Source organism: Enterococcus gilvus ATCC BAA-350 (assembly GCF_000407545.1).
Lineage (GTDB): Bacteria > Bacillota > Bacilli > Lactobacillales > Enterococcaceae > Enterococcus_A > Enterococcus_A gilvus.
In genome coordinates, this window is sequence record NZ_ASWH01000001.1 from 2,665,835 (window position 1) to 2,687,869 (window position 22,035).

Genomic DNA, 22,035 nt, shown 5'->3' on the forward strand with positions numbered 1-22,035 from the left:
TGGCGCTTTTGATAGCTGATTCACCAGCATTGATATGTTTGTATTTTTCAATACACTCACATTTCAAGTATTCCTCCTTCCACTCAAGATACTGACCTTTTTTTGATCCATCATCATAGTAACTGATATTATTTTTCTTCGCTTTTTACTTTTTTTCTCTTTTTTAGTTATTATATATCCGTTAACAATCTATTATTTATACATTAGCCCTTGTTAAATCAGTTATTATACTCATTTATTTAATTTTTTATTTCAAATAGTAAAACTCATTTCTTTAAATTAATTACAGTCATTTGGTTTTCTCTTTCTCGCAAAAAGCTTCCCTTGACAGGTGCACCTTATCCCGACAAGTCGCTGATCAGCTGTTGGAGCTGGACGATGTTTTGACTCGTCAAAAAAGGGTCGATGATCACCGTCGGATAATCATAGGGGACTTCCTCCACACTGCTGGAGGTGATCAACGCATCGTATTTGAGCAGTTCATGCCGGTCGATCCGAGCATCCCGCGCTCGTTCTTCAACAAAGTGGATCTTAAAATTGCCGTAGATCCTTTCTTCGATCTGTTCAGCCAAAAACGATTCCTCCGTCGGCGACAGCTCAGACAGCAACAAGATCTTCAACACATGATCATTCGTAGCCAGCAAATTCAAGCTTTGCGGCACCATCGTGATCAAGAGGTAAGCATAGTTCCAGACAAAATCATTCTCCTGATAGATCCGGTATTTCTTCACGAAGGCTTCTGCGATCCGCAACACTTTTTTTACTGCCTGGTAATGCGTCTCCATCATTTTTTCTAAAAAAATCCCCCGCTGCCGGTACAGAATATCGATATATTTCCCTTTGGTTGAATACATCCGCTGGTCATTCACTAAGACGATCGCCAATTCACTCCGCTCCAGCTCATCCAGCGAACGGCCGATCAAGTTGTTGAATTCCTCCACCAGCTCAAAATGTTTTTGATACAGGTCGCGATACGTACGGCTTTGCTTCATCGCGGATTTCCATTGATCCTCGCTGAAGATCAGCATGTCCGCATACGACAGCCACAGACAATCCTTGATGTCCTCATCCGTCAGTCGAATCCTAAATACCTCTACCGCCATTCGCTCAAACGCCTCTAACGTCTCCACATCCGGCAGACTCAAGGGACTGATCAAGTCGCATTTTGGATAATGGCGCCCATTTTTGATCCGCCACAAGCTGATATAAATGTTATAGCTTAGACGTTTCCGAAAAATATGGCGATTTTCCAAATGATTGACTTGGATAAATTGATCCACCAGATCCGTGATCGCTTTGATTTGATGCCCCTTCAAGTCAACAAATAACGACTCTAAGCGGTCCGATTTTTCCAGAAAATAGCGGTAATAAAAGTGTCGGATACAGCTCTCTTTTCCTTCGATCCGCAACGGCCGATAATCCAGCTTGATCCCCGCTTTTTTCAACGCGGTCTCAATTTTTTTCAAATAGCGCTGCGTATTGGACGCGCTCAAATACAATTTATCCGCCAAATCGCTGATACTTGAACATTTTTCATACAACAATTCTTCAATGATCTGAAACTCAGGTGACTGCTGCAGCACATCTGCATATAAGCGATTGATGCTTACATGTGGTTTTACTTGAATTTGGTACAATCCCTTAAACTTTTCAATATGAAAATCGTCCTGATCGTCATTGATCAACTTGACGTCCTTCAATAGAATAGGCAGCGAACACTCCAATTCCTCAAGCAGCTGATCGCTCGGCAAGCCCACCTGACTTGCATACAATAATTCAACAAAGCGCAGACGTCGTAAGCTGCTTGTTCCTAAAACCTCTCTAAAATCCATCTCTACATCCCCTTTTTTACCCCTCTTAAACTAGCGCTGTTCCTAAAATCATCAGATCAGGCCTTTGTACCAACACATCCCTCACGCACCGGACGAATTTTTATTACCTGCGGCACGCTTATTCTCATTGCTTGAGATACCCATACCTCAAAGTGGCTCTGCTAAAAAATCACACGCGTAATTTTCGGATCGTATGAACTGTTTTGGTTCGTTTCCCTCCTGCCCTATGACCGTTTTAAAGCGCTTTCCTAAAACAACCCGATGTATTTATAATTTTTAAAAAAGTTAGGCTGTTAAAAGGAATTGTCTTATTTTTTCCAAATTTTCATCAAGAATGACCCAAAAATTTAACTGTTCTTCCTTATATCTACATGATAGCGAATCTTATTTTTTGACGCTTTTCTATTATTTTTTTGTGTATAGTTATTATAAAGCGCAGAGGACCCGTAATTTAATAACTTATAAATAAGACTCCGTTATTTATTTCGTTTTCTTTATAAGTGATAAACTTTATAAATACTCAAATTAAAGAAACTAAATAAAAAATTTGAATCATTTTCTTTCAAATTGTTTAAAAAAAAAGAGTCTAACAACGCAGACGCTGTCAGGCTCTTAGAACTAGCTATTTAGCTAAAAATTACTTCTTACTTCTATTAAGATACAAGGATAAGATACCCAGCATTACGCCTCCAAGAACGAGCGTCCCCGCTATCAACGTGAGTCCTTGAACCCCGAATGCTCCGGTTTGAGGCAATACTCCAGTGCGGACTTTTTTGTTCAGTACCTTCAAATAGATCGCATTCTCATCATTGATCGTGATGGAGGACTCCGTCACATTCCCATGGTCATCGATTACACATTTCCCATCTTCTTTGATCTCAAATGTGATCGGCGTAGTGAGCATTCCATAGCCGTTCGGACTATCCGTTTCAGTCAATGTGTATTTCCCTGGCTGCAAGAGCATAAAATCAAAGATCGGGCCGCCAGCGATCGTTTCATTATAATTGGGACCTGTTAATTTGAAGGTCGCTCCCGAGATCCACGCATCATGGTCATCGACCTTCTCAACGATCAGAGAAAAGTCCGTTAATTGATTCCGAACCGCGTGCTTCCCTGTGCTGCCATTTACCTTGAAGACCACCGAGCTAGGTGCACTGCTGTTGTTTTCTGTCGCTTCAATGGTAAACTTCGCCATCTTCTGGAAGCCCTTTGGCACATATGTTTCCTCTACCGTATAAGTTCCGATCGGCATGTTTTTGATCGTCACTTTTCCTGTTCCTGCTTCTGGAGCAAGATTTTCCGCCAGCACTTTTCCATCGCTGCGGGTCACCTTAAATTTCGGCAGATCGGTGGTAAACGGTGTCTTTCCGTCCCCCATGACCTTCCAGAATGAATAGTCCCCTCGCAGCAGCTCATTGGTGATTTTGATCCCGCCATTAGGCATAGTATCAGAAGTGAAGATCCCTTGATTCAGACTGGCCTTCTTGTACCCATTCGTTCGTGTGGGTTCCACGACACGGTAAGTATTCCCCGAACTGCCGTCGACAGGTGAGAAGGTTCCTTTCCATTGGTTCGCCGCATTCAACGTCAGCGATTGGACATCGGTCCACGTTGATCCCGCCAGCCGCTGAAGCTTCGCCGTCACTTTTGATCCCCGCATGCCCCAATAATTGTCTGTTTCTGTCGCCAGCTTGTCTGACCAGATTTTCTCCACTGGGATCACAAATTCATCCTTTTGGAGCCTTACAGACGGACGCCCGAATTCCATTTCATCATTTGTCCGTTCAGGTGTCGGGTACAGCATGGTCTTGTTATTGGCCGGATACCAGTGATTCGAAACAAAGTTGCTGTCATTCGTCTTTAATTTGACCGTGTATTCCAACTCGATCTCTTGGTTTTGAGTCAGGTTGATGTTTTCTAGTTCAATTTGACGGTTATTATTGGTTGATTTGACTCTCGCCATATCCTCTTGGGCGATTACCGGTGCACTATTGCTCACCTGCTTGACCTTTGGCGCTTTCCCATTTGTTGTGACAAGTTCGACCATGTCGCCTAAGGGGTCAAGTACGATCCCCTTATCAACCGTCCGAATGATCGTGTCGTACCACGACTTGACATACTCGGTCAAACTCCCCGTGTCATTTTTCGCATGGTAGAAAAAGTAATCGTTTTGTGTATCAGTCTTCGCATTGGCCTTTTTCGTCGCCATTTTGTACATTCCTTCTAATAGCGTCGCCGCGGGATGATCCCCATCTCCTGTTGATCGGATCTGGACCGCCAAACTATGGATCTCTATTCCGGAATTTTTTAATTTGTAGGCCGTTGAATTGGTGGTCGTTAAGTGACTAGTGATCGGCTGCCCGTTTACTAGGAAATTTTTGGCGAATTTCGTATTGATACCTGTTCCCTCAAAGGTATGCTCGCCATTGTAATTCGGTGCATACCCGCTATCAAAGCCGGTGATCAAGGTCTGATCATAAAACATCGAAGGTTCGCGTACCGCACTTGTCGGCTTCCAGCTTATATTGGGCGCCCCATCCGTCAAAACAAACAGCAGCTTGTACCGGTCCTCACCAAGGCTTGATCCCGATGCGTTAAAAATGTCTTCCGCCTCCTGCAATCCACGTTGAGTAAAGGTCATCCCCGCAGGCGTCAAGTTCCGGTACACCTTCACCATGTTTTGCCAATCGGAGGGTTTGTTGGACAATTTATGATGGGTCTTGGTTCTCGTCCAGCCCCATTGACCTTCAATACTTTTATTGTAGGAAGCGAAGATATGTCCGCCTACACGGATCGAGTTCGCATCGCCCCCCGAGATTTCCTGCAATTTATCGACGATCTTCTGCATCGCATCCGCGCTCTGCTTCTTTTTAGCTCCAGCCATTGAACCAGTATTGTCTAAAAGAAAGACGATATCCACGCCGGGCTTGTAGGTGGTATTCCCTCGAACATTCAATTTGATTTTAAACTCGTCGGGTTCACTGGTTTCCTGCGCGTACTTCCGCAAGAGAAAATTGGGTTTTGTTGCCTCTCCCCCATATTTAATATAGGAATTGCTGTAGGTATCATTGGCGACATTCCAGTTTTTTACGCCGTCCCACCCCGTTTGTCCGGCTACGCCCCCTTGGTGATTAATAACATTCGTCTGCCCCGTCGGCTGCCAAGAAAATTCAGGATAGGTCCCGGCATCGTGTTTATACTTCGTTTCTTTGTTCGTATACAATTGATTGTACATACGGCTGGTCCCATAGGGTTGTGCTGCTGATGCCGTTGCAGCCATCGGCGTGTTTTCCTTTTTGGGCCCGATCCGTTCGTCTGTCGATTGCTCCGTTTCGGTAGATGCTTTTGTTACCTTCTTCGTTGCCTTGTTGGTCCGTTCAAGAGCAAACGGCGCTTGTCTTTCTACGATATTTTCATGGATCTTTGGTGCATCTCCGTCCTTCGCCGGTTCTGACTGCTGATCCATTTGGACATACAAATGCAGGGCATTGATCGCTCTAGGCACTTCCAGCACCAACCGCCCATCACTTTTTTCTGAGAAGTTCTCTTCGATCAGCCACCCCTCTTTTTCTGTCATCGTTTCGTGTTTCGGATACTCGATCACTTGATCTTTCTCATCCGTCACCCGAAATTTCATGCGGCGCGGCGCATCCTTTTCCTCACTTTGATGCTCATAGGACACGACCCATTGATTGCTCTCTCCCTCCTTTTCATATGTATATGAGAGGTCCAACCACTTCTCATCCACCAACTGAATATCCTTTGCTTCTGCATGAACCGAGACGACAGTCACTGCCGCCTCAGCGATAATCGAAAAAAGCAACATTAAAAAAATAACTATGTTTGTCTTTTTCATACACTCTCTCTCCCTTTCTCCATTCGTCAACCCCCGAGTTTACTGTGCGAAACTGCTTCAACCTGAAGCGATTTGATAAGAAACGAGTGAATTATTTTTTTGTTTCCTACGCCAGTCTTTTATTATTTATTCCTTATTAGAACCTCTAGAATAGCAGATTAAGAATTTTTTTCATGGCGCCGTTTTCTGAAAAATAAAGTTATTTTACCTAAATCTAGAAGGACAAAGCCCTGTACTCATTTTATTCATTTTGTTATTTAGTTCGTTTGGTTTAATTCTTTTAAAGTTAATTAATGTTCATTTTAAATAATCACATTAAACCTTTTGAATATCTTCTCCTCTCCGCCCCTGCAAACCTCCTCTCAACAAACAACTTCACACGACTACTTTTTGCGAAATCACCTTTAATAAATAACGTTTCTATCTCCCTTTTAAACACAAAAAAGCCGAGTGATCTTCTCAACTGCTGCATGAGAAGGCCATTCGGCTATAAAACATGTTTCTATCTATTTAAGGTTTTCGACTATGATACACGCATACGCTGCTCAAGAAGACACCCATACTTACGAAAATCCCTGCCAACAAATAGAAATTCCGCAAGCCGATCCCCCCGGTATTCGGTAAAGCACCCGGCCGGATCTTTTTATTTGTTACCTCTAGAGCGATCGTATTGCCTGTCTCCTTGATCCCTCCTGATCCAGCGACATTCGGATGTTCCTTGATAGTCACGCGACCGTCCACCTGGATCGTGAACAGGATGGGTTCCGTTATGGCCTCGTATCCTTCGGGAGAGACCGTTTCTGTTAACGTATAATCCCCTGGACGCAAGTCAGAAAAATCAAATGCCGGTCCGCCAACAATCGTTTCTTCATAGGCCTCACCGGTGAGCTTGAAGCTCGCTCCCGCAAGTGATTTCCCCTCATCATCCATCTTTTCAACACGTAATGCAAAATTTTCCAACGCATTGATGGCGTGGTATTCTTCGGTTTGATTATTGACCTGGATGATCAAAGATTCCGCTGTTTTATCTTCAGTTACATGGAGCGTAAAAGGCGCCATCTTTTGGAATCCTTGGGGCACATGCGTCTCTTCCACGAGATACTCTCCAAGCGCAAGTTCTTCGATCGTAACGGCGCCGTTTTTATCAGGTGTCAGGTTTTCCGCAACGAGGCGCCCCGCCGCCGTTTTCACCTGAAATGTCGGCAAGTCCTTTGTAAAAGGCGTCTTCCCATCCTCCATGAATTTCCAAAAACGGTAGCTTCCACGTAACAGCTCATTCGTGACCGTGAGGCCCTCTGCCTTCAAGTCCTCTGAAGTAAACTGCTCCTGACTGAGAACGGCTTGCTTGTACCCGGAGGTTCGCGTCGGCTCAATGACCCGATAGTGCTGGTCGGCATCCCCTTCTACAGGGGAAAATTGGGCTTTCCAGTCATTTGCTTCAGTTAATTCTACCCTTTCGACCTCTTTCCAATCCGTCCCCTCCAAGTGCTGGAGGACCGCTGTGATCGAATCTGGCCGTAGTTTCCAGTAATTTTCTACCCCTTGAAGGTCATCCTTCCAGACCTTCATCACCGGAATGCGAAATTCCGCTTTTGGTAATTTGACAGATGGACTCCCAAATTCCAGCAAATCATTCGTCCGTTCAGGCAGCGGCTGTAGGGTCGTCTCCTTATTGGTCGGGTACCAGAGATTCGAGACAAATGACGGGTCATCACTCTTCAAACGAACCGTGTATTCGACTTCGATCTCCTGATCCCCGCTTAGATTGATATTGTCCACGTTGATCTGCTCTGCCGTATGGGAAATCACTGGCAGATCCTCGATCTTCGCGGCACCGTTGGCTACCTGCGTGACTTTCGGCGCCTTTCCTTCTTCCGTCACAAGCGTCACCATGTCTCCCAAAGGATCAACGATTTTCCCTTTATCGACCGTCCGAATGACCGTTTCGTACCAGCTCTTGAAATACTCCGTCAGATCTGCCCCTTTTTCAACATAATAGTAGAAAAAGTCTTCTGCCGTATCCTTCTCAGCATCTTGATTCCCATTGGCCCGCTTCGTCGACATTTTATAGAGCCCCCGCAGCAGCTCCTCCCGCTTATTCGTCTCATTCACATTGACCGTCAGCTGCATCGCGATCGTATGGATCTCGACTCCGGCATTTTTTATATCCATCGCTGTCGAGTTCGTCGTGGTGATATGACTGTTGATCACGCCATTGTATGCAGGAATGATCGTCGTCTTATAGCTTTTGGTCCCTAATACATCCCCAGGGTTGTAGCTTCCCTTCGTTCCCTTGTTAAAATCAGTAAAATGCAGGCGATCGACGAACATATCTTTGTTCGGTGTTCCTTTATCCTTTGTCGTCCAGCTCAAATTCGGCGCGCCATCCGTCAAAACAAACAACAATTGACGCCGTCCTTCCGAGTTCGGTGCTGCATCAAAAACATCTTTCGCTACGGTCAAGCCTCGCTGGGTGAAGGTCGCCCCCAGTGAATAAGCCCGTGCGTATTCCGCTTTTAATTTATCCCAATCGGCTACATTGTTAGACAATTGAAATGTTGGGATCTGCCCCTGCTTATCCCCCCAAGCATTTTTGGTATAGTCAGAAAAAATGTGCCCGCCGATCCGGATCGATTCTCCTGAAGAAGCGTAAACATTTTTTAATTCCGTGATGATCTTATCCAATGCCTCGTTCGCATAGGCTTTTCGATTCTGTGGTTCGCCAGTTTCCGTATTGTTCATCGAGTCAGAGTTGTCCAATAAGAAGACGATGTCCACCCCAGCATTTTGCGTCGTATTCCCGCGAACATTCAATTTGATTTTAAATTCTTCCTCGCGGTCTGTCTGCTGGGCATATTTCCGTAACTGAACATCTGGATTCGTTGCATCAGCTCCGTATTTGATGTACGAGTGCGTATAATCATTCTCCAAAACATTCCACGACGTCACCTTGTCCCAACCCGTCTGCTCGTTGATCCCCCCTTGATGATTCAAAACATTCGTTTGACCCTCAGGCTGCCACGCAAATGTCGGATAGGTTCCCTTCTCGTCTGTTTGATAATCCGGTTTTTTATTCGTATAAATAGGTTCATAGCTTTTCCCAAGGGTTGGTATTTGAGGCCCCTGCGGCAGTTTAGCCTCATTGACCATCGGTTGATCCGACGTCTTCTTTGTTGATGCTTTTGTCGCTTTCTTTTCAGTGGCTTTCGCCGTGGTTTTTTTTGTCGTTTCTTTCGTTTTTTCTTTCATCGTGCTTGTCGTTATTTCTTCCGTCGTCTTCGTCGTCACCTCTGCCGTTGCCACCGTCTCCCCTAAGACGGTGATAGTCGGAACGACGATACTCAGGATGATGATGACTAAAAGAAACAATGATCCGATCAACGCTTTGCTTTTTCCCATCTCTCACATCTCCTTCAACTAGTGCAGATTTAGCCCCTATAGCATACCAAATCGTCAATTTCCGTAAAAAACAATTCTTAAGTTATTTAAAGTTGACTGAAATCAATAGAATCAAGCAAACCGAAAAACACGGTGTTTTATTATTTTTATTTCTTCTTTTTGTGAAAAAGAAAGAGTATTTTTTTTTTTACTTTTTTTCTAATCCAGTGAATAGTTTTAAAACAAAAAAATCAACGGAGGCAATTTCCCGTTGATTTTTCCAATAAGCAATTCTTTTATTTTGTTATTTATTCGCCAATTCTGCATCTTTTTTTTCAGCAATTTCACCGATCATTTTTTGAATCAGCCGCGTGCTTTGAGTCGTCAAAAAGGGATCGATCACGACGACCGGATAATCTTCTGGGATTCCTTCCGAAGAGCCTGTGGTGATCAAGCAATCATAGCGCCTCAATTCATCCAACAGCTGAGCCGTCCCTACCGACAATTGTTCAAAATGAACGATCGAGATATTTCCAAAAACATACTCCTTGATCTGCTTCGCTAAAAAGCTTTCCTCTGTCGGCGACAAATCCGATAGCAGCAATACCTTCAAGGCATAGTCTTGCTCCGCGAGCCATTCCATACTATTGATGACCATGGTGATCAGCAGGTAGTTGTAGTTTTTAACGAAATCCTTCTCTTGAAACATCTGGTATTTCTCTACGAACCGTTCCACTAATCGACGGACTTTATTGAATCCGCGACTGTAGATCTTCTCCACTTCCATCAGGAAATCCGCACGATTCCGCCACAATACCCCGATGAATTGTCCCTCTGGATCATACAAATAAAAATCATTGCACAAAACGGTCGTCAAATCGATCTTATCCTGTTTAGAAAAGCGGTAGCCCAACATTTTGTCATAGTCCTGAACCAGCTCATAATGCCGCATGAACAGCTCCTGATATTTCGGATTGTCCGTCATCGCCAACTCCCGATGAGGAATACTGAATACGATCGAATCCGAAAAGGTCGCCCATAAACAATCTTGTAAAATAAACGGACGAAGATCCATCGCCACGATTTCTCTGACGACTTTTTTTAGTTCCTTATACGAATCCCCAAAGGGCAATTTGATTCCCTTCGTTCGCAGCTCTTCCTTTGGAAACGGGTGGTTGTTTTTTATCCTCCATAAGCTGATATAAATGTTGTACACCAAATATTTCTGGAAAACATATTTCCGCCAAATATCATTCACCTCGACGAACTCTTGAACATAGTTGTTGATCACATCGTATTGCACCGCCGTTAAATTAGGCAGCGTGCTTTCAAACATATTCTGCCGTTCGCTGTAAAACCGAAAATAAAAGGAGCGAATCTCTCCTTCTCGCCCTTCGATCCGCAGCGGACGGTAACAAAGCTCCATCCCAGCCTCTGACAAAGCCTTCTCAATTTTTTTCAACGCTCGTTGCGTGTTCGAAGTACTTAAATACAATTTTTTGGACAGCGACGTGATACTGTCACAACGCTCGTATAATAATTCTTCGATGATTTGAAATTCTGAGCTTCGATTCAAGGTGTCTGCATAGATATTGCCCAGGTTTACCTTTGGATCGATCTCTAAGCGGTACAGCCCCTTCACCTTGTTAATCAAATAATAGGAGTGCTGCTCGTTGATCAAATCGATGTCATTCAGCAAAATCGGCAGTGAACAATTCAGTTCACTCAGTAATTCATCACTGGACAGCCCATCCCTGCGGTAATAAAGCTTCTCTACCAATTCCAACCGCATAGTATCACTTGTTCCTAAAATAGATCTAAAATCCATAATGACCCCCTCCTGATTTAGTCAACTACTGACACCTCAACTGATTCTTTTGATCATTGCACAAAATCACATTTACGGAAAATGATTCTCTATGAAAATAATAAATCGAATAACAATTAAGAACAAGTAAAAAGTAAAAAAACATTTTTCGACAAAAAAAAAGACCTGCACGCAGCAGATCTCTTTTCTAAATTAATTACTTAAGTCATCTCCGTTGGTTTCAATCACTTTTTTGTACCAGTCGAAGGATTTCTTCTTGCTGCGTTTCAATGTGCCGTTGCCTTCGTTGTCGCGGTCTACGTAAATGAAGCCGTAGCGTTTCTTCATTTCACCGGTTCCAGCCGACACCAAGTCAATACAGCCCCAAGTCGTGTAGCCTAGGAGATCGACACCGTCTAAATCAACCGCGTCTCTCATCGCTTCGATATGCTTCGCTAAATAATCGATGCGGTAATCATCCACTACATACCCGTTCTCATCAGGAGTATCCACTGCACCTAACCCATTTTCGACGACGAATAATGGTTTTTGGTAACGATCGTACAGGTCATTCATAGTGATACGTAAGCCCAATGGATCAATTTGCCAGCCCCATTCACTTGATTCCAAATAAGGATTCTTCACTGAAGCAAAGATATTTCCGGCTGTTTGCTCCAACAATTCTGGGTCTGTCGTAGCAACACGAGAAGAGTAGTAAGAGAAGGAGATAAAGTCGACTGTGTGTGCCTTCAGCAACTCTGCGTCGCCTTCTTCCATCTTCACATCGATCCCTTTACGTGCCATTTCCTTCAGCGCATAAGCAGGGTATTCTCCTCGAGATTGCACATCAATAAAGAAGTAGTTTTGACGTTCTTCTTGACGACCTTCCCAGACATCTTCTGGTTTTGGTGTATAAGGATAGTATGAACCTGCCGCCAGCATACAGCCAACTTGGTTTTCAGGATCAACTTCATGAGCGATCTTCGTTGCGATCGCAGAGGCAACCAACTCATGATGAGCCGCTTGGTATTTCACCTGCTCCACATTTTCACCTTCTTCAAAGTACAGACCTGCACCCATAAACGGCGCATGCAAGATCATATTGATTTCGTTGAAGGTCAGCCAATATTTTACCAATCCTTTGTAGCGAGTAAAGATAGCATTACACAAGTTTTCATAGAAACCGACCAATTCACGGCTGCGCCATGCGCCATATTTTTCTACCAGATGCATCGGGCAGTCAAAATGCGTGATCGTTACCAATGGTTCGATGCCATATTTTTTACATTCCTTGAAAATATCTTCATAGAATTTCAAGCCTTCTTCATTCGGCTCTTTTTCGTCGCCTTTCGGGAAGATCCGACTCCATGCTAAAGATAAACGGTAGGTTTTGAAGCCCATTTCAGCAAATAAGGCGATGTCCTCTTTCCAATGGTGGTACATATCGATGGCTTCTTTTGCTGGATAAAAATGTTCGTCATCAAAATCAAACATTTTCGTTTTACCAGCGATCACGCCGAAACGATCTTTCCCAACGGGTGCCAAATCGACGTTTGCCAATCCGCGTCCGCCTTCGTTATAGCCGCCTTCACATTGATTCGCAGCGGTCGCGCCGCCCCATAAAAAGTCTTTTCTAAATCCCATTGCTTCATTCCTGCTTTCTATTTTACTTTTTCTAAATCTAATTCACGTGCCACTTCGTCCTGAACTTCGATGCCTTCTTTTTCTAGACGTTCGATGGTTTCTTTGAAGTTCGGCAAATGATCTTTATGTGCGATGAATAATTCGTCCATGATTCGTTGCGCTGTTTTACCAGAACGCACCATTGGGTTGATGGTAAATGCTTGCAATGCAGTGTTGTAGTCCCCAGTCACTGCTGCTTCGATCGTCAATAATTCCATGGCTTTCATGACTTGCAGCCAGCCGCGTTCTGCTGTAGGCAATTCGCCAAAGGCCACGTTACGCGCTCCTTGTCCGCCGATATACGCAGAAACTTCAACAACACAGTCTGCCGGAAGATCGGGCACTGCGCCATCATTTTTCGTAGAAACAACCAATTGCGTATTTTTATTTGAATAGATAGACGCGATCGATTCACAAGCTGCATCAGAATAATACGCGCCGCCACGTTGACCCAATTGTTCAGGTTTGTAATCCAAGTTTGGATCTTTGTATAATTCGAACAATTCTGTTTCCGTCTTCTTCACTTGTTGGGCACGCGTACCGATTGTTTTGTATTCTTCCAACGCATGTGCCAATGTTTCTTCTTCTTGGTAATAATAATGGTGGTAGCCGCAAGGGATCATTTGCATTTGTTCCAGGATCTCTCTTGGGAACGGAATGTCATGAATGTTTTTCGGCATCCCAGTTTCATCGCCTTCATACATTTTATTAATGATCTCTTGTGTCACGTTTTTCCCGTGGGTATCGGCCACTTTATGCCAATGGAAGTGGTTCAACCCAGCAAATTTATAAATCAATTCATCTGGTTGTTTTCCTAGCATTTCAGGTTCGATCATCTGCGCCATCACCGGTACATTACATAAGCCGATGACTTTATCCCATTTTCCATAACGAACGACAGCTTCCGTCACCATACCGCTTGGATTTGCAAAGTTGATCAACCACGCATCAGGACAGAGACGTTTCATATCCTCTACGATATCTAAAATGATCGGGACTGTCCGAAAAGCTTTGAACATGCCGCCAGCACCATTCGTTTCTTGACCAAGCATGCCGTAATACGCTGGAATACGCTCATCTTTGATCCGAGCCTCTAACAAGCCTACACGGAATTGTGTCGTCACAAAATCGGCATCTTTCAAGGCTTCTTCACGGTCCAACGTAATGTGGACTTTCACATCATAAGGAGAAGCATCCCACATCCGTTGCGCCATTGCTCCAACGATCTCAACTTTTTCCCGTCCTGCTTCAATATCGACCAACCAGATCTCGCGTACTGGTAATTCATCATAACGTTTGATAAAACCTTCCATTAATTCCGGTGTATAACTACTTCCGCCACCAATTGTAGCGATCTTTACTCCTGCTGCCATTCAATCGACTCCTTCTGTTTTATTTACATTCTAATTATCTATGATGTAAAATTTGAATTCAATGCGTTTACAATTTGTTCCATCTATATTTACAAATCGATGATTGTAAACGGTTTATTTTGTAAATACCGATGGAATATTTCTCGTTTTTTCTCATTTAATCCACAAATCTATTTACGAATAATTTATAATAAACGTAAACGGATGGAGGTACGCACATGTTACTATCAGAAAAAATGAAGCAAACGGACTTTTCTAATGCTGAGTCCGCCTTAGTCGCCTACATCTTGGACAAAGGTACAGCGATCGAACCCATGACTATCAAAGAAATTGCGGAAGCCAATTATGTCCATCCTTCGACGTTGATCCGCGTAGCCAAAAAATTAGGGTATCAAGGTTGGCTGGAATTACGAACAGAATTCCTTGCAGAACAAACGTATCTGCAAACGTACTTTGACGATGTCGATGCGAATTTTCCTTTCCAATCAAATGAAGGATTGATGACGATCGCTAACAAGATCGCTTCTTTAGAACGCACGACCATTGACGATACACTCAGTCTGCTAAATCACGATGACCTGCAAAAAGCCAAACAGCTTTTGCTTAACGCCAGTCAAATCAAGATTTTCGGCAGCAATGCCAATTTACTGATCTCACAGGATTTCGCTTTAAAAATGCGCCGCATCCAAAGAAACGTCGTTACCAGCCAGACAATGGGCGAGGATGCCTATGAAGCCTTCAACAGCCAACCAGATACTTGCGCGATCTTGATTTCCTACACGGGAGAAAATAACTTTATCTTGCAGATCGCCCGCATTTTGCGGAAACAACAGGTTCCCTTTATCGCGCTGACCAGTATCGGGGAAAATACGCTGGCTTCTCTTAGCCATGCGACGCTGCGCATGACTACTAGAGAACGGCTCTATTCAAAAATCGCCAATTTTACCATCAATTCATCGATTTGCTACTTGTTGGATGTTTTGTATAGCTGCATTTTCGCTGAGGATTATCAAAAAAATCTGAATCATCTGATTGAAATCGGAGAGCTTGCGGATAAACGCAAAACCAGTTCAGCGATTATGGCGGAGTCTCCTGAATCAATGGTTCGCTTTACCGAATCCTTCCGCCCCAATTAATCAACTCCATAAAAAATGGAATGTGAACAAACACATTCCATTTTTTTCTGTTTAAACTAACACCGTTAATAATTCATCCTCGTTACAAATATCTTTCTTCTGATCAGATTCAATAATATCTAAGTAATCTGCTGAATTCGTCACGATAACTGGTGTCTCGACACTGTAACCAGCTTCTTCGATCGCTTTGATGTCGAAGGTCACCAATTTGTCGCCGCGTTTCACTTTTGCTCCTTGTTCAACGAAAGATTCAAAGAATTGACCGTCTAATTGAACCGTGTCTAAACCAATATGAATCAATAATTCTAAACCATTATCTGATACTAGCCCAATCGCGTGTTTTGTCGGGAACATCGTCATTACTGTGCCGTCAAATGGCGCAACGACTTCACCAACTGTTGGATGGATCACAACGCCTTTACCTAAAACACCTTGTGCAAATGCTTGATCTTTAGCTGTTGACAAAGGCATCATTGTGCCTGTTACAGGAGCAGTGACGATTTCTTTGCGAACTTCCATCGCCTTTTGTCCTTCTTCGACTTCCGCAACGACTGTATCATCTTTCCAGAAGAAGAGTGTCAATGCAAAACCGATCACAGCGGCAATAACAATGGAAATTACTGAGTAGATTGCTCCAGATGTATCGCCTGTTTGCTGATTGATATAACTTGGAATACCAAAGACGCCCAAACCGCCCATTACATATGAACGAACATTCATCGCTGTCATGAAAGCCCCAGATACTGCCCCACCGATCATTGAATAGATAAATGGTTTTTTCTTAGGAAGAGACAGACCGTAAATAGCCGGTTCAGTAACTCCGCAGATCCCTGAAATAACTGCTGGTACAACCAATGCTTTTTCCTTTGGATTCTTCAAACGGAAGTACATTGCAGCAACTGCCGCTGTTTGTGCAAAGCTGGCACCAAACATTCCTGTCAATGCTGTAGAATAGCCCATTGTTCCCAGTTGCAAGATCGCAATCGGAATCAAGCTCCAATGCAGACCGAACATTACTAGTACTTGCCAGAAGAAACCAACGATCAAACCGAACAAGATCGGAGAGAATGCCAATAAGCTGTCGAACCCAGTTGCTAACATATTCGTCAAGATCGTAATGACTGGACCGATTACCAAGAAGCCGATCGGCAACGCGATCAACAATAAGAAAAAGGGTACGAAGAAGTTTTGGATCACTTCTGGAATCACTTTGCGTAATGGTCGTTGCAACTTGCTCGCCATCCAGACGATCAAGATCGATGGGATAACACTGCTTGTATAATCATTCGCTACAAAAGGCAGTCCCATAAAGGTCATGTAGACCGGACTTTCAAACATACTGCCGGAAAATAGCGTGTACAGAGGTTGGACATCGCCGCCCCCAGTCAACGTGGACAATTGGATTGCCGGATAACACAACGCACCACCAATCACCAGACCCACATATTGATTCACGCCGAATTTCTTCGCGGCTGCAACTGCTACTGCGATTGGCAAGAACATGAAGATCGCGTCACCAATGGCATTCAGCACAATATAGGTACCGCTTTCAGGAGTCAGTACGCTTGCTGCTACTAATAAGGCATTCAGCCCTTTGATCATCCCGCCAGCACTTAATGCTCCAAGAAATGGTTGGAAGATTCCGCTGATCACATCGATCAATCGGTCAAAAAGACTACCTGACGCTTCGACTGGTGCGCTGCTTTCGCCGCCAAGTCCTGCCATATCCACGACGTCTTCATAGACTTGTCCAACATGATTGCCGATAACGACTTGATATTGACCAGCACTATGCATGATCGTTACAACACCATCCATATTTTTCAATACATCATCGTTTGCTTTGCTCTCATCCTTTAATTTAAAACGTAAACGCGTGATACAATGCGTTAAGCTGTTGATATTGTCTTTGCCGCCAACATTTTCGACGATTTTTTCCGCTAATTCACGATATTTTCCCACTTCTATTTCCTCCTAATTTGTAGTCGTCCTGTCTGTCTGTCTAACAGCACCCGGGTATTTCCTGTTAAACAAGCGCAGTGTTTTTTATTGCGTCACTTTTTGCACTAACCGTGCGATGTGGATCGTTAAATACAATTTCTCATCGTTCGTCATTTCGTATTGATACTTTTCTAAAATAAAATCCGCGATCTTCCCTACACATTTGTAGGCATTTTGATATTTTCTCTGAATGATCAAAAGCAGCTCATCGTCTGTCTCATCAGCAACTTGCCGTTGATTCATGATCCGTGAGGCAAAAAAGCGCAGATGCGTCGTAAAACGATAAAAATAGACAGATTCTTCATCCAGTTGAACTTTAAAATAATAGCTTGTAATTTGTATGATTTCCTGCATCATCTCTGTCATTAAAAAGGCATCATCATTATCGTTTTCCGTTTGCGCATTGACTAGATGCAAAGCAATGTTTCCTGCTTCATCTTCCCCTAGATCAATACCGAACTTCTTTTTGATTCTCTTTACCGCGTCTACCCCTACTGAAAATTCATCAGGAAAGAACCGTTTAACGTCCCACAATAAAAGATTACGGACGCGAACACCTTCTTTGACGCGCTGGATCGCTGCATATAAATGATCCGTTATGGAAATGTAGAGCGAGTCATTCAATGGATTCTTCAATGTGACTTTTGCTTCGTCAATAATGTCATTGGCGATTTCTACATAGGCAATTGGCATATCCTCTAAAAGCTCTTGAAACTTATGGGACAATTCATTGTTGGCAAGATGGTAGGTTTTATCGATCGCGTCCTCCGCTATCTCATCCCCCACTTTTTTCTGAAAGGCTAGACCACGCCCCATTACAACGATTTCGTTATTTTTTTGATTCGTTGTAATTACCACATTGTTATTCAAAATTTTTCGAATCTGCATCCAATGCTCCCCCGTTCTGTGACATTCGCTACTCAAGCTCTTTTCCACGATCTCTTTCACTTAAAATGATAGATATATTTGTGACCGCTGTCAAACTCAATTTTGTTTTTTTAAGATCCTCCTTCCTATTTTTGAGCAACAAAAAAACCCAATGAGCGCACGACAAATAACATCGAATACGTCATCAGGTTTAGCTTGTATTTAAACAATCACTATCCATCATTTGGTCTATTTAATTCAAAATTAGCTTAACAAACAGAGAAAGCGCTGTCAATAGTTTTTACAAAAATAATTTTATTCGCCTTGTATTTTGTGAACGCCTATTAGCCTGCCTCCAGTACAAAAAGCTGTAAACCCTCGTTCCTTTATGCGCTTAGAAAGCACCGCTTAAAAGGTTGATCGCCAAAGATAAAAATATCACGACCATCACGATGCTGCCCCACAAACTTAACATAATGAAAGGAGACGTATTTTCGTTTCCTTCCTTTTTTATATTTTTAAATGTCCGCACGGTCATCCATAACTGCCAAATCCCCAACAATAAAAACACGATCCCAATAATCATACGCATCACTCCCCTTGTCCTCATTTTACACCTGCAAGCAGGCGTTAGACAAATCCTCGAACAGATTAATTGAATTCTGCTTGGATATCCTTTAGGGTAAAGGAGTACTTAAAAAAGAAAGGATGGCATTTCAATGACCAAGAAAATTGCAGCGATCGTTACAGATTTAGTAGAGGATGTTGAACTATCCTCTCCGAAAGAAGCACTAGAAAAAGACGGCAATGAAGTCACTATTATCAGCTTCGAAGCCAATCAAGAAATTACAGGTAAAAAAGGAACTACCTTCAAAAGCGACAAAGGAATCGATGAAGTAAAACCAGAAGACTTCGATGCCCTATTGATCCCTGGTGGATTTTCTCCCGACCAATTACGCGGCGATTCACGCTTTGTCGCTTTCGTTACCTACTTCTTAGACAAAGAAGAACCACTCTTTGCGATTTGTCACGGCCCACAATTATTTATCCAAACAGGTTTGACAAAAGGTCGTACAATGACTGCCTATACAACGGTTCGTCCAGATGTCGGCTACGCTGGCGCTATCGTTAAAGATGAGGCTGTGGTGGTCGATAACAAACTCGTTACGAGCCGCACACCCGATGATCTTCCAGACTTCAACGAAAAAATCATTGAAGTACTACACGCATAATCGGTAAGGGACTAGACTATATCTAGTCCTTTTTTTGATCCCTTCAATAAAAATAGATCGCGTTGAGACGCTCCTAAAATGAACGATAGCCCGCTCAATCATGAGCGGGCTATCTAACTAATCAATATTCATTATTCTAAAGTTGAGGGTGTTGACTATTACTAAAAATTAACTATTTCTCGTTTAAACGATGTATTCCCAAATCCTTCTAATACATCCTTGTAACCCTATAGTTACGCCAGTTTGATTAAATTTCATCAAAATGAGTTAAAGTGTCGCATAAAAATATCTTTCGTATAAAACAACTATAGCACAAGTACAATCAAAACGAAAATAGTCAAATAAAACATTATATAATTCTTAAATCATTTTCCTGTTTATTTTCAGCAAGAAAAACCGTTTGTCTTCTTTTTCAAAGCGTTTAAAAAGCTAAAAAAATAACATCGTTTGCACCAAAATAATTTAACCCATATAAAAATAATACAAGGCCATTAATAATGAAGGAAAGGACGATGATCCCATAACGGATTGTCAAGTAAGAATACCCTTCTGGGCGATACCCAGTATGCCTTTTTCCATGGTAACCGATCATAAGAATCAGTAATAAAACCGTCATCACAGTCTGAAAAACCAACCCTGCTAAGTATAACAAAGGTCCACCATGATTCAGTTGGATAAAATACCCTCCCATTGTTAGTATATCAATCAAAATTGCGACTAGCGGCATGAACACGCCTCCCTTCAAATACTCACCTCGAGTATACCTCGATTCTTCAAAAAATCATTAAAAAAGCTCTCGAAAATTCGAGAGCTTACAGTCTATTGCTTTTATCCGACAACTGCCCCATTAGGCATCTCTTCAGGTGCTTCAACTACCTTCAATGTACCATCTGGCGCTTCCGCTGAAAGAATCATTCCTTGACTGATCTCTCCACGCATTTTACGTGGCTTAAGATTCGCTACGATGATCAGCTTTTTCCCAACTAGAGATTCTGGGTCAGCATAATATTCTGCAATTCCAGATAAGATTTGACGGTCTTGGTTGTCCCCTGCATCCAAGCGGAATTGCAGCAATTTGTCTGCACCTTCGACTTTTTTGCATGCCATGACTTCCGCCACTTTTAATTCGACCTTGTCGAAAACATCAAACTTGATGTCTTTATCTTTCACAGAGACCAATTCCGTTTCTTCTGGGTCCCATTTAATTTTTTCTTCCTCTGGCTGACTGCCTTCAGACATTTTTTCTTTGATATAGGCTGTTTCTTCCTCCATATCTAGACGTGGGAAGATTGGTTTGCCTTTCGGTGTTACTTTTGTCTCTTCTGGGAATTCGCCAAAATGAATTGTTTCTAGGTTCATCTGCTCCGAGTTTAATCCTAACTGTTCAAAAATTCGTTTAGGCGTTTGTGTCATGATTGGCTGCAACAGAATAGCTACGATGCGCAGACTTTCTGCTAAGTGAACCATTACGCTGTCTAATTCCGCTTTGCGCTCTTCGTCTTTTGCTAAGACCCATGGCTCTGTTTCATCAATGTACTTGTTCGCACGAGAAACCAGCGTCCACACTTCTGCTAGGGCATTGTTGAATTCCATTTTGTCCATTGATTCGCGGTAGCGGCTAACAACATTTGCTGCAGTCGTGGATAACTCGCTGTCAAAATCTGTCACCAATGATTTATAGGCAGGAACCATCCCATCACAATATTTATTGATCATCGCGACTGTACGATTCAACAAGTTTCCTAAGTCATTCGCCAAGTCATAATTCACTCGAGCAACAAAATCCTCTGGTGTAAATACACCATCTGAACCAAACGGGATTGCTCTTAATAGGTAGTAACGAACGGCATCCAATCCGTAACGTTCTACCAACATTTCTGGATATACGACATTTCCTTTTGATTTCGACATTTTGCCGTCTTTCATCATCAACCAGCCGTGACCATAGATTTTTTTCGGCAATGGCAATTCAAGAGCCATCAACATGATTGGCCAATAGATCGTATGGAAACGAACGATTTCTTTTCCGACCATTTGCACATCTGCCGGCCAATATTTTTGGAACAAGCTGTCATCATCAGAGCCGTATCCTAAAGCAGTGATATAGTTTGATAATGCATCGATCCATACATACACCACGTGTTCAGGATTCGCATTGACAGGGATTCCCCATTTAAAGGTCGTCCGTGAAACAGCTAAATCTTCCAAGCCCGGTTTGATGAAATTATTGATCATTTCATTCTTACGCGATTCAGGCTGAATAAATTCAGGATGCTCTTCGTAATAGTCCAATAAACGATCCGCGTACTTACTCATACGGAAGAAATAAGATTCTTCACGAACCAATTCTACTTCATGTCCACTTGGTGCTTTCCCACCGATCACATTGCCTTCTTCATCACGGTATACTTCTTCCAGTTGTGTTTCTGTGAAATATTCTTCATCCGAAACAGAATACCAGCCTTCATATTCCCCAAGATAAATATCGCCTTGCTCCAACAACTGGTCAAAAATCTTTTTGACCGCTGCTTGATGGTACCCATCCGTCGTACGGATGAATTTATCGTAGCTGATATCGAGCGTCTTCCATAATTTTTTGATGTCCGTCGCCATCTTGTCTACGTATTCCTGTGGTTCTACGCCAAGTTCATCGGCTTTCTTTTCAATTTTTTGTCCGTGTTCATCGACCCCAGTCAAATAAAACACATCAAAACCCATCATGCGTTTGTAGCGTGCAATCGCATCACAGGCAATCGTTGTATAAGAATTCCCAATGTGCAGTTTGCCACTTGGATAATAAATCGGCGTTGTAATATAAAATGTTTCTTTCTCTGCCATGAGGCTCCTCCTTTAAAAATAGATTCTCTCGT

At 42.9% G+C, this 22,035-nt stretch carries 13 protein-coding genes; 2 read left to right on the forward strand and 11 right to left on the reverse strand.

Annotated elements, in window-relative coordinates:
* Nucleotides 1-338 precede the first annotated feature (338 nt).
* The 6 genes from I592_RS13200 to I592_RS13225 form a co-directional block, all read right to left on the reverse strand.
* Entirely contained in the window at nt 339-1,832 is a 1,494-nt protein-coding gene (locus I592_RS13200) for an AcpB/EbpR/MafR family transcriptional regulator (RefSeq protein WP_010779695.1), read from the reverse strand.
* 637 nt (nt 1,833-2,469) lie between these two features.
* Entirely contained in the window at nt 2,470-5,688 is a 3,219-nt protein-coding gene (locus I592_RS13205; protein ID WP_010779694.1) for a SpaA isopeptide-forming pilin-related protein, read from the reverse strand.
* Nucleotides 5,689-6,198: 510 nt separating this feature from the next.
* Nucleotides 6,199-9,087 (reverse strand): vWA domain-containing protein, encoded by a 2,889-nt coding sequence (locus I592_RS13210; protein WP_010779693.1) that lies wholly within the window; start codon nt 9,085-9,087, stop codon nt 6,199-6,201.
* A 283-nt stretch (nt 9,088-9,370) separates the two neighbouring features.
* Nucleotides 9,371-10,894, reverse strand: a complete 1,524-nt coding sequence (locus tag I592_RS13215) for an AcpB/EbpR/MafR family transcriptional regulator (RefSeq protein WP_010779692.1) — start codon at nt 10,892-10,894, stop codon at nt 9,371-9,373.
* 192 nt (nt 10,895-11,086) lie between these two features.
* Nucleotides 11,087-12,517 carry a 6-phospho-beta-glucosidase gene (locus I592_RS13220; RefSeq protein ID WP_010779691.1) on the reverse strand — a complete coding sequence of 477 codons (1,431 nt, stop codon included), beginning with the start codon at nt 12,515-12,517 and terminating at the stop codon, nt 11,087-11,089.
* Between the two features lie 17 nt (nt 12,518-12,534).
* On the reverse strand, nt 12,535-13,929 hold the full coding sequence (locus tag I592_RS13225) for a 6-phospho-beta-glucosidase (RefSeq protein WP_010779690.1): 1,395 nt from the start codon (nt 13,927-13,929) through the stop codon (nt 12,535-12,537).
* A gap of 218 nt (nt 13,930-14,147) precedes the next feature.
* Here I592_RS13225 and I592_RS13230 point away from each other — a divergent pair, with 218 nt between their 5' ends.
* Nucleotides 14,148-15,065 carry a MurR/RpiR family transcriptional regulator gene (locus I592_RS13230; RefSeq protein ID WP_010779689.1) on the forward strand — a complete coding sequence of 306 codons (918 nt, stop codon included), beginning with the start codon at nt 14,148-14,150 and terminating at the stop codon, nt 15,063-15,065.
* Between the two features lie 51 nt (nt 15,066-15,116).
* On the opposite strand, the gene I592_RS13235 is transcribed toward I592_RS13230, so the two are convergent.
* The 3 genes from I592_RS13235 to I592_RS13245 form a co-directional block, all read right to left on the reverse strand.
* A complete protein-coding gene (locus I592_RS13235) occupies nt 15,117-17,027 on the reverse strand; it encodes a beta-glucoside-specific PTS transporter subunit IIABC (RefSeq protein WP_010779688.1) in 1,911 nt (636 codons plus the stop codon).
* An 84-nt stretch (nt 17,028-17,111) separates the two neighbouring features.
* A complete protein-coding gene (licT, locus tag I592_RS13240; protein ID WP_010779687.1) occupies nt 17,112-17,954 on the reverse strand; it encodes a BglG family transcription antiterminator LicT in 843 nt (280 codons plus the stop codon).
* 373 nt (nt 17,955-18,327) lie between these two features.
* Nucleotides 18,328-18,525, reverse strand: a complete 198-nt coding sequence (locus tag I592_RS13245; protein ID WP_044926301.1) for a hypothetical protein — start codon at nt 18,523-18,525, stop codon at nt 18,328-18,330.
* Nucleotides 18,526-18,652: 127 nt separating this feature from the next.
* On the opposite strand from I592_RS13245, the gene I592_RS13250 reads away from it, so the two are divergent.
* Nucleotides 18,653-19,165, forward strand: coding sequence for a type 1 glutamine amidotransferase domain-containing protein (locus tag I592_RS13250; RefSeq protein WP_010779685.1), 513 nt, complete (start codon nt 18,653-18,655; stop codon nt 19,163-19,165).
* Nucleotides 19,166-19,586: 421 nt separating this feature from the next.
* On the opposite strand, the gene I592_RS13255 is transcribed toward I592_RS13250, so the two are convergent.
* Nucleotides 19,587-19,892: a hypothetical protein gene (locus I592_RS13255; protein WP_010779684.1), complete on the reverse strand. Its 306-nt coding sequence runs from the start codon at nt 19,890-19,892 to the stop codon at nt 19,587-19,589.
* Nucleotides 19,893-19,993: 101 nt separating this feature from the next.
* Nucleotides 19,994-22,003: a methionine--tRNA ligase gene (gene metG / locus I592_RS13260; RefSeq protein WP_010779683.1), complete on the reverse strand. Its 2,010-nt coding sequence runs from the start codon at nt 22,001-22,003 to the stop codon at nt 19,994-19,996.
* Nucleotides 22,004-22,035 lie beyond the last annotated feature (32 nt).

Excerpts from the sequence above, each read along its gene's own strand:
- I592_RS13200 (WP_010779695.1), bottom strand. The coding sequence starts at position 1,832 with ATGGATTTTAGAGAGGTTTTAGGAACAAGCAGCTTACGACGTCTGCGC.
- I592_RS13205 (WP_010779694.1), bottom strand. The coding sequence starts at position 5,688 with ATGAAAAAGACAAACATAGTTATTTTTTTAATGTTGCTTTTTTCGATT.
- I592_RS13210 (WP_010779693.1), bottom strand. The coding sequence starts at position 9,087 with ATGGGAAAAAGCAAAGCGTTGATCGGATCATTGTTTCTTTTAGTCATC.
- I592_RS13215 (WP_010779692.1), bottom strand. The coding sequence starts at position 10,894 with ATGGATTTTAGATCTATTTTAGGAACAAGTGATACTATGCGGTTGGAA.
- I592_RS13220 (WP_010779691.1), bottom strand. The coding sequence starts at position 12,517 with ATGGGATTTAGAAAAGACTTTTTATGGGGCGGCGCGACCGCTGCGAAT.
- I592_RS13225 (WP_010779690.1), bottom strand. The coding sequence starts at position 13,929 with ATGGCAGCAGGAGTAAAGATCGCTACAATTGGTGGCGGAAGTAGTTAT.
- I592_RS13230 (WP_010779689.1), top strand. The coding sequence starts at position 14,148 with ATGTTACTATCAGAAAAAATGAAGCAAACGGACTTTTCTAATGCTGAG.
- licT (WP_010779687.1), bottom strand. The coding sequence starts at position 17,954 with ATGCAGATTCGAAAAATTTTGAATAACAATGTGGTAATTACAACGAAT.
- I592_RS13245 (WP_044926301.1), bottom strand. The coding sequence starts at position 18,525 with ATGCGTATGATTATTGGGATCGTGTTTTTATTGTTGGGGATTTGGCAG.
- I592_RS13250 (WP_010779685.1), top strand. The coding sequence starts at position 18,653 with ATGACCAAGAAAATTGCAGCGATCGTTACAGATTTAGTAGAGGATGTT.
- I592_RS13255 (WP_010779684.1), bottom strand. The coding sequence starts at position 19,892 with ATGCCGCTAGTCGCAATTTTGATTGATATACTAACAATGGGAGGGTAT.
- metG (WP_010779683.1), bottom strand. The coding sequence starts at position 22,003 with ATGGCAGAGAAAGAAACATTTTATATTACAACGCCGATTTATTATCCA.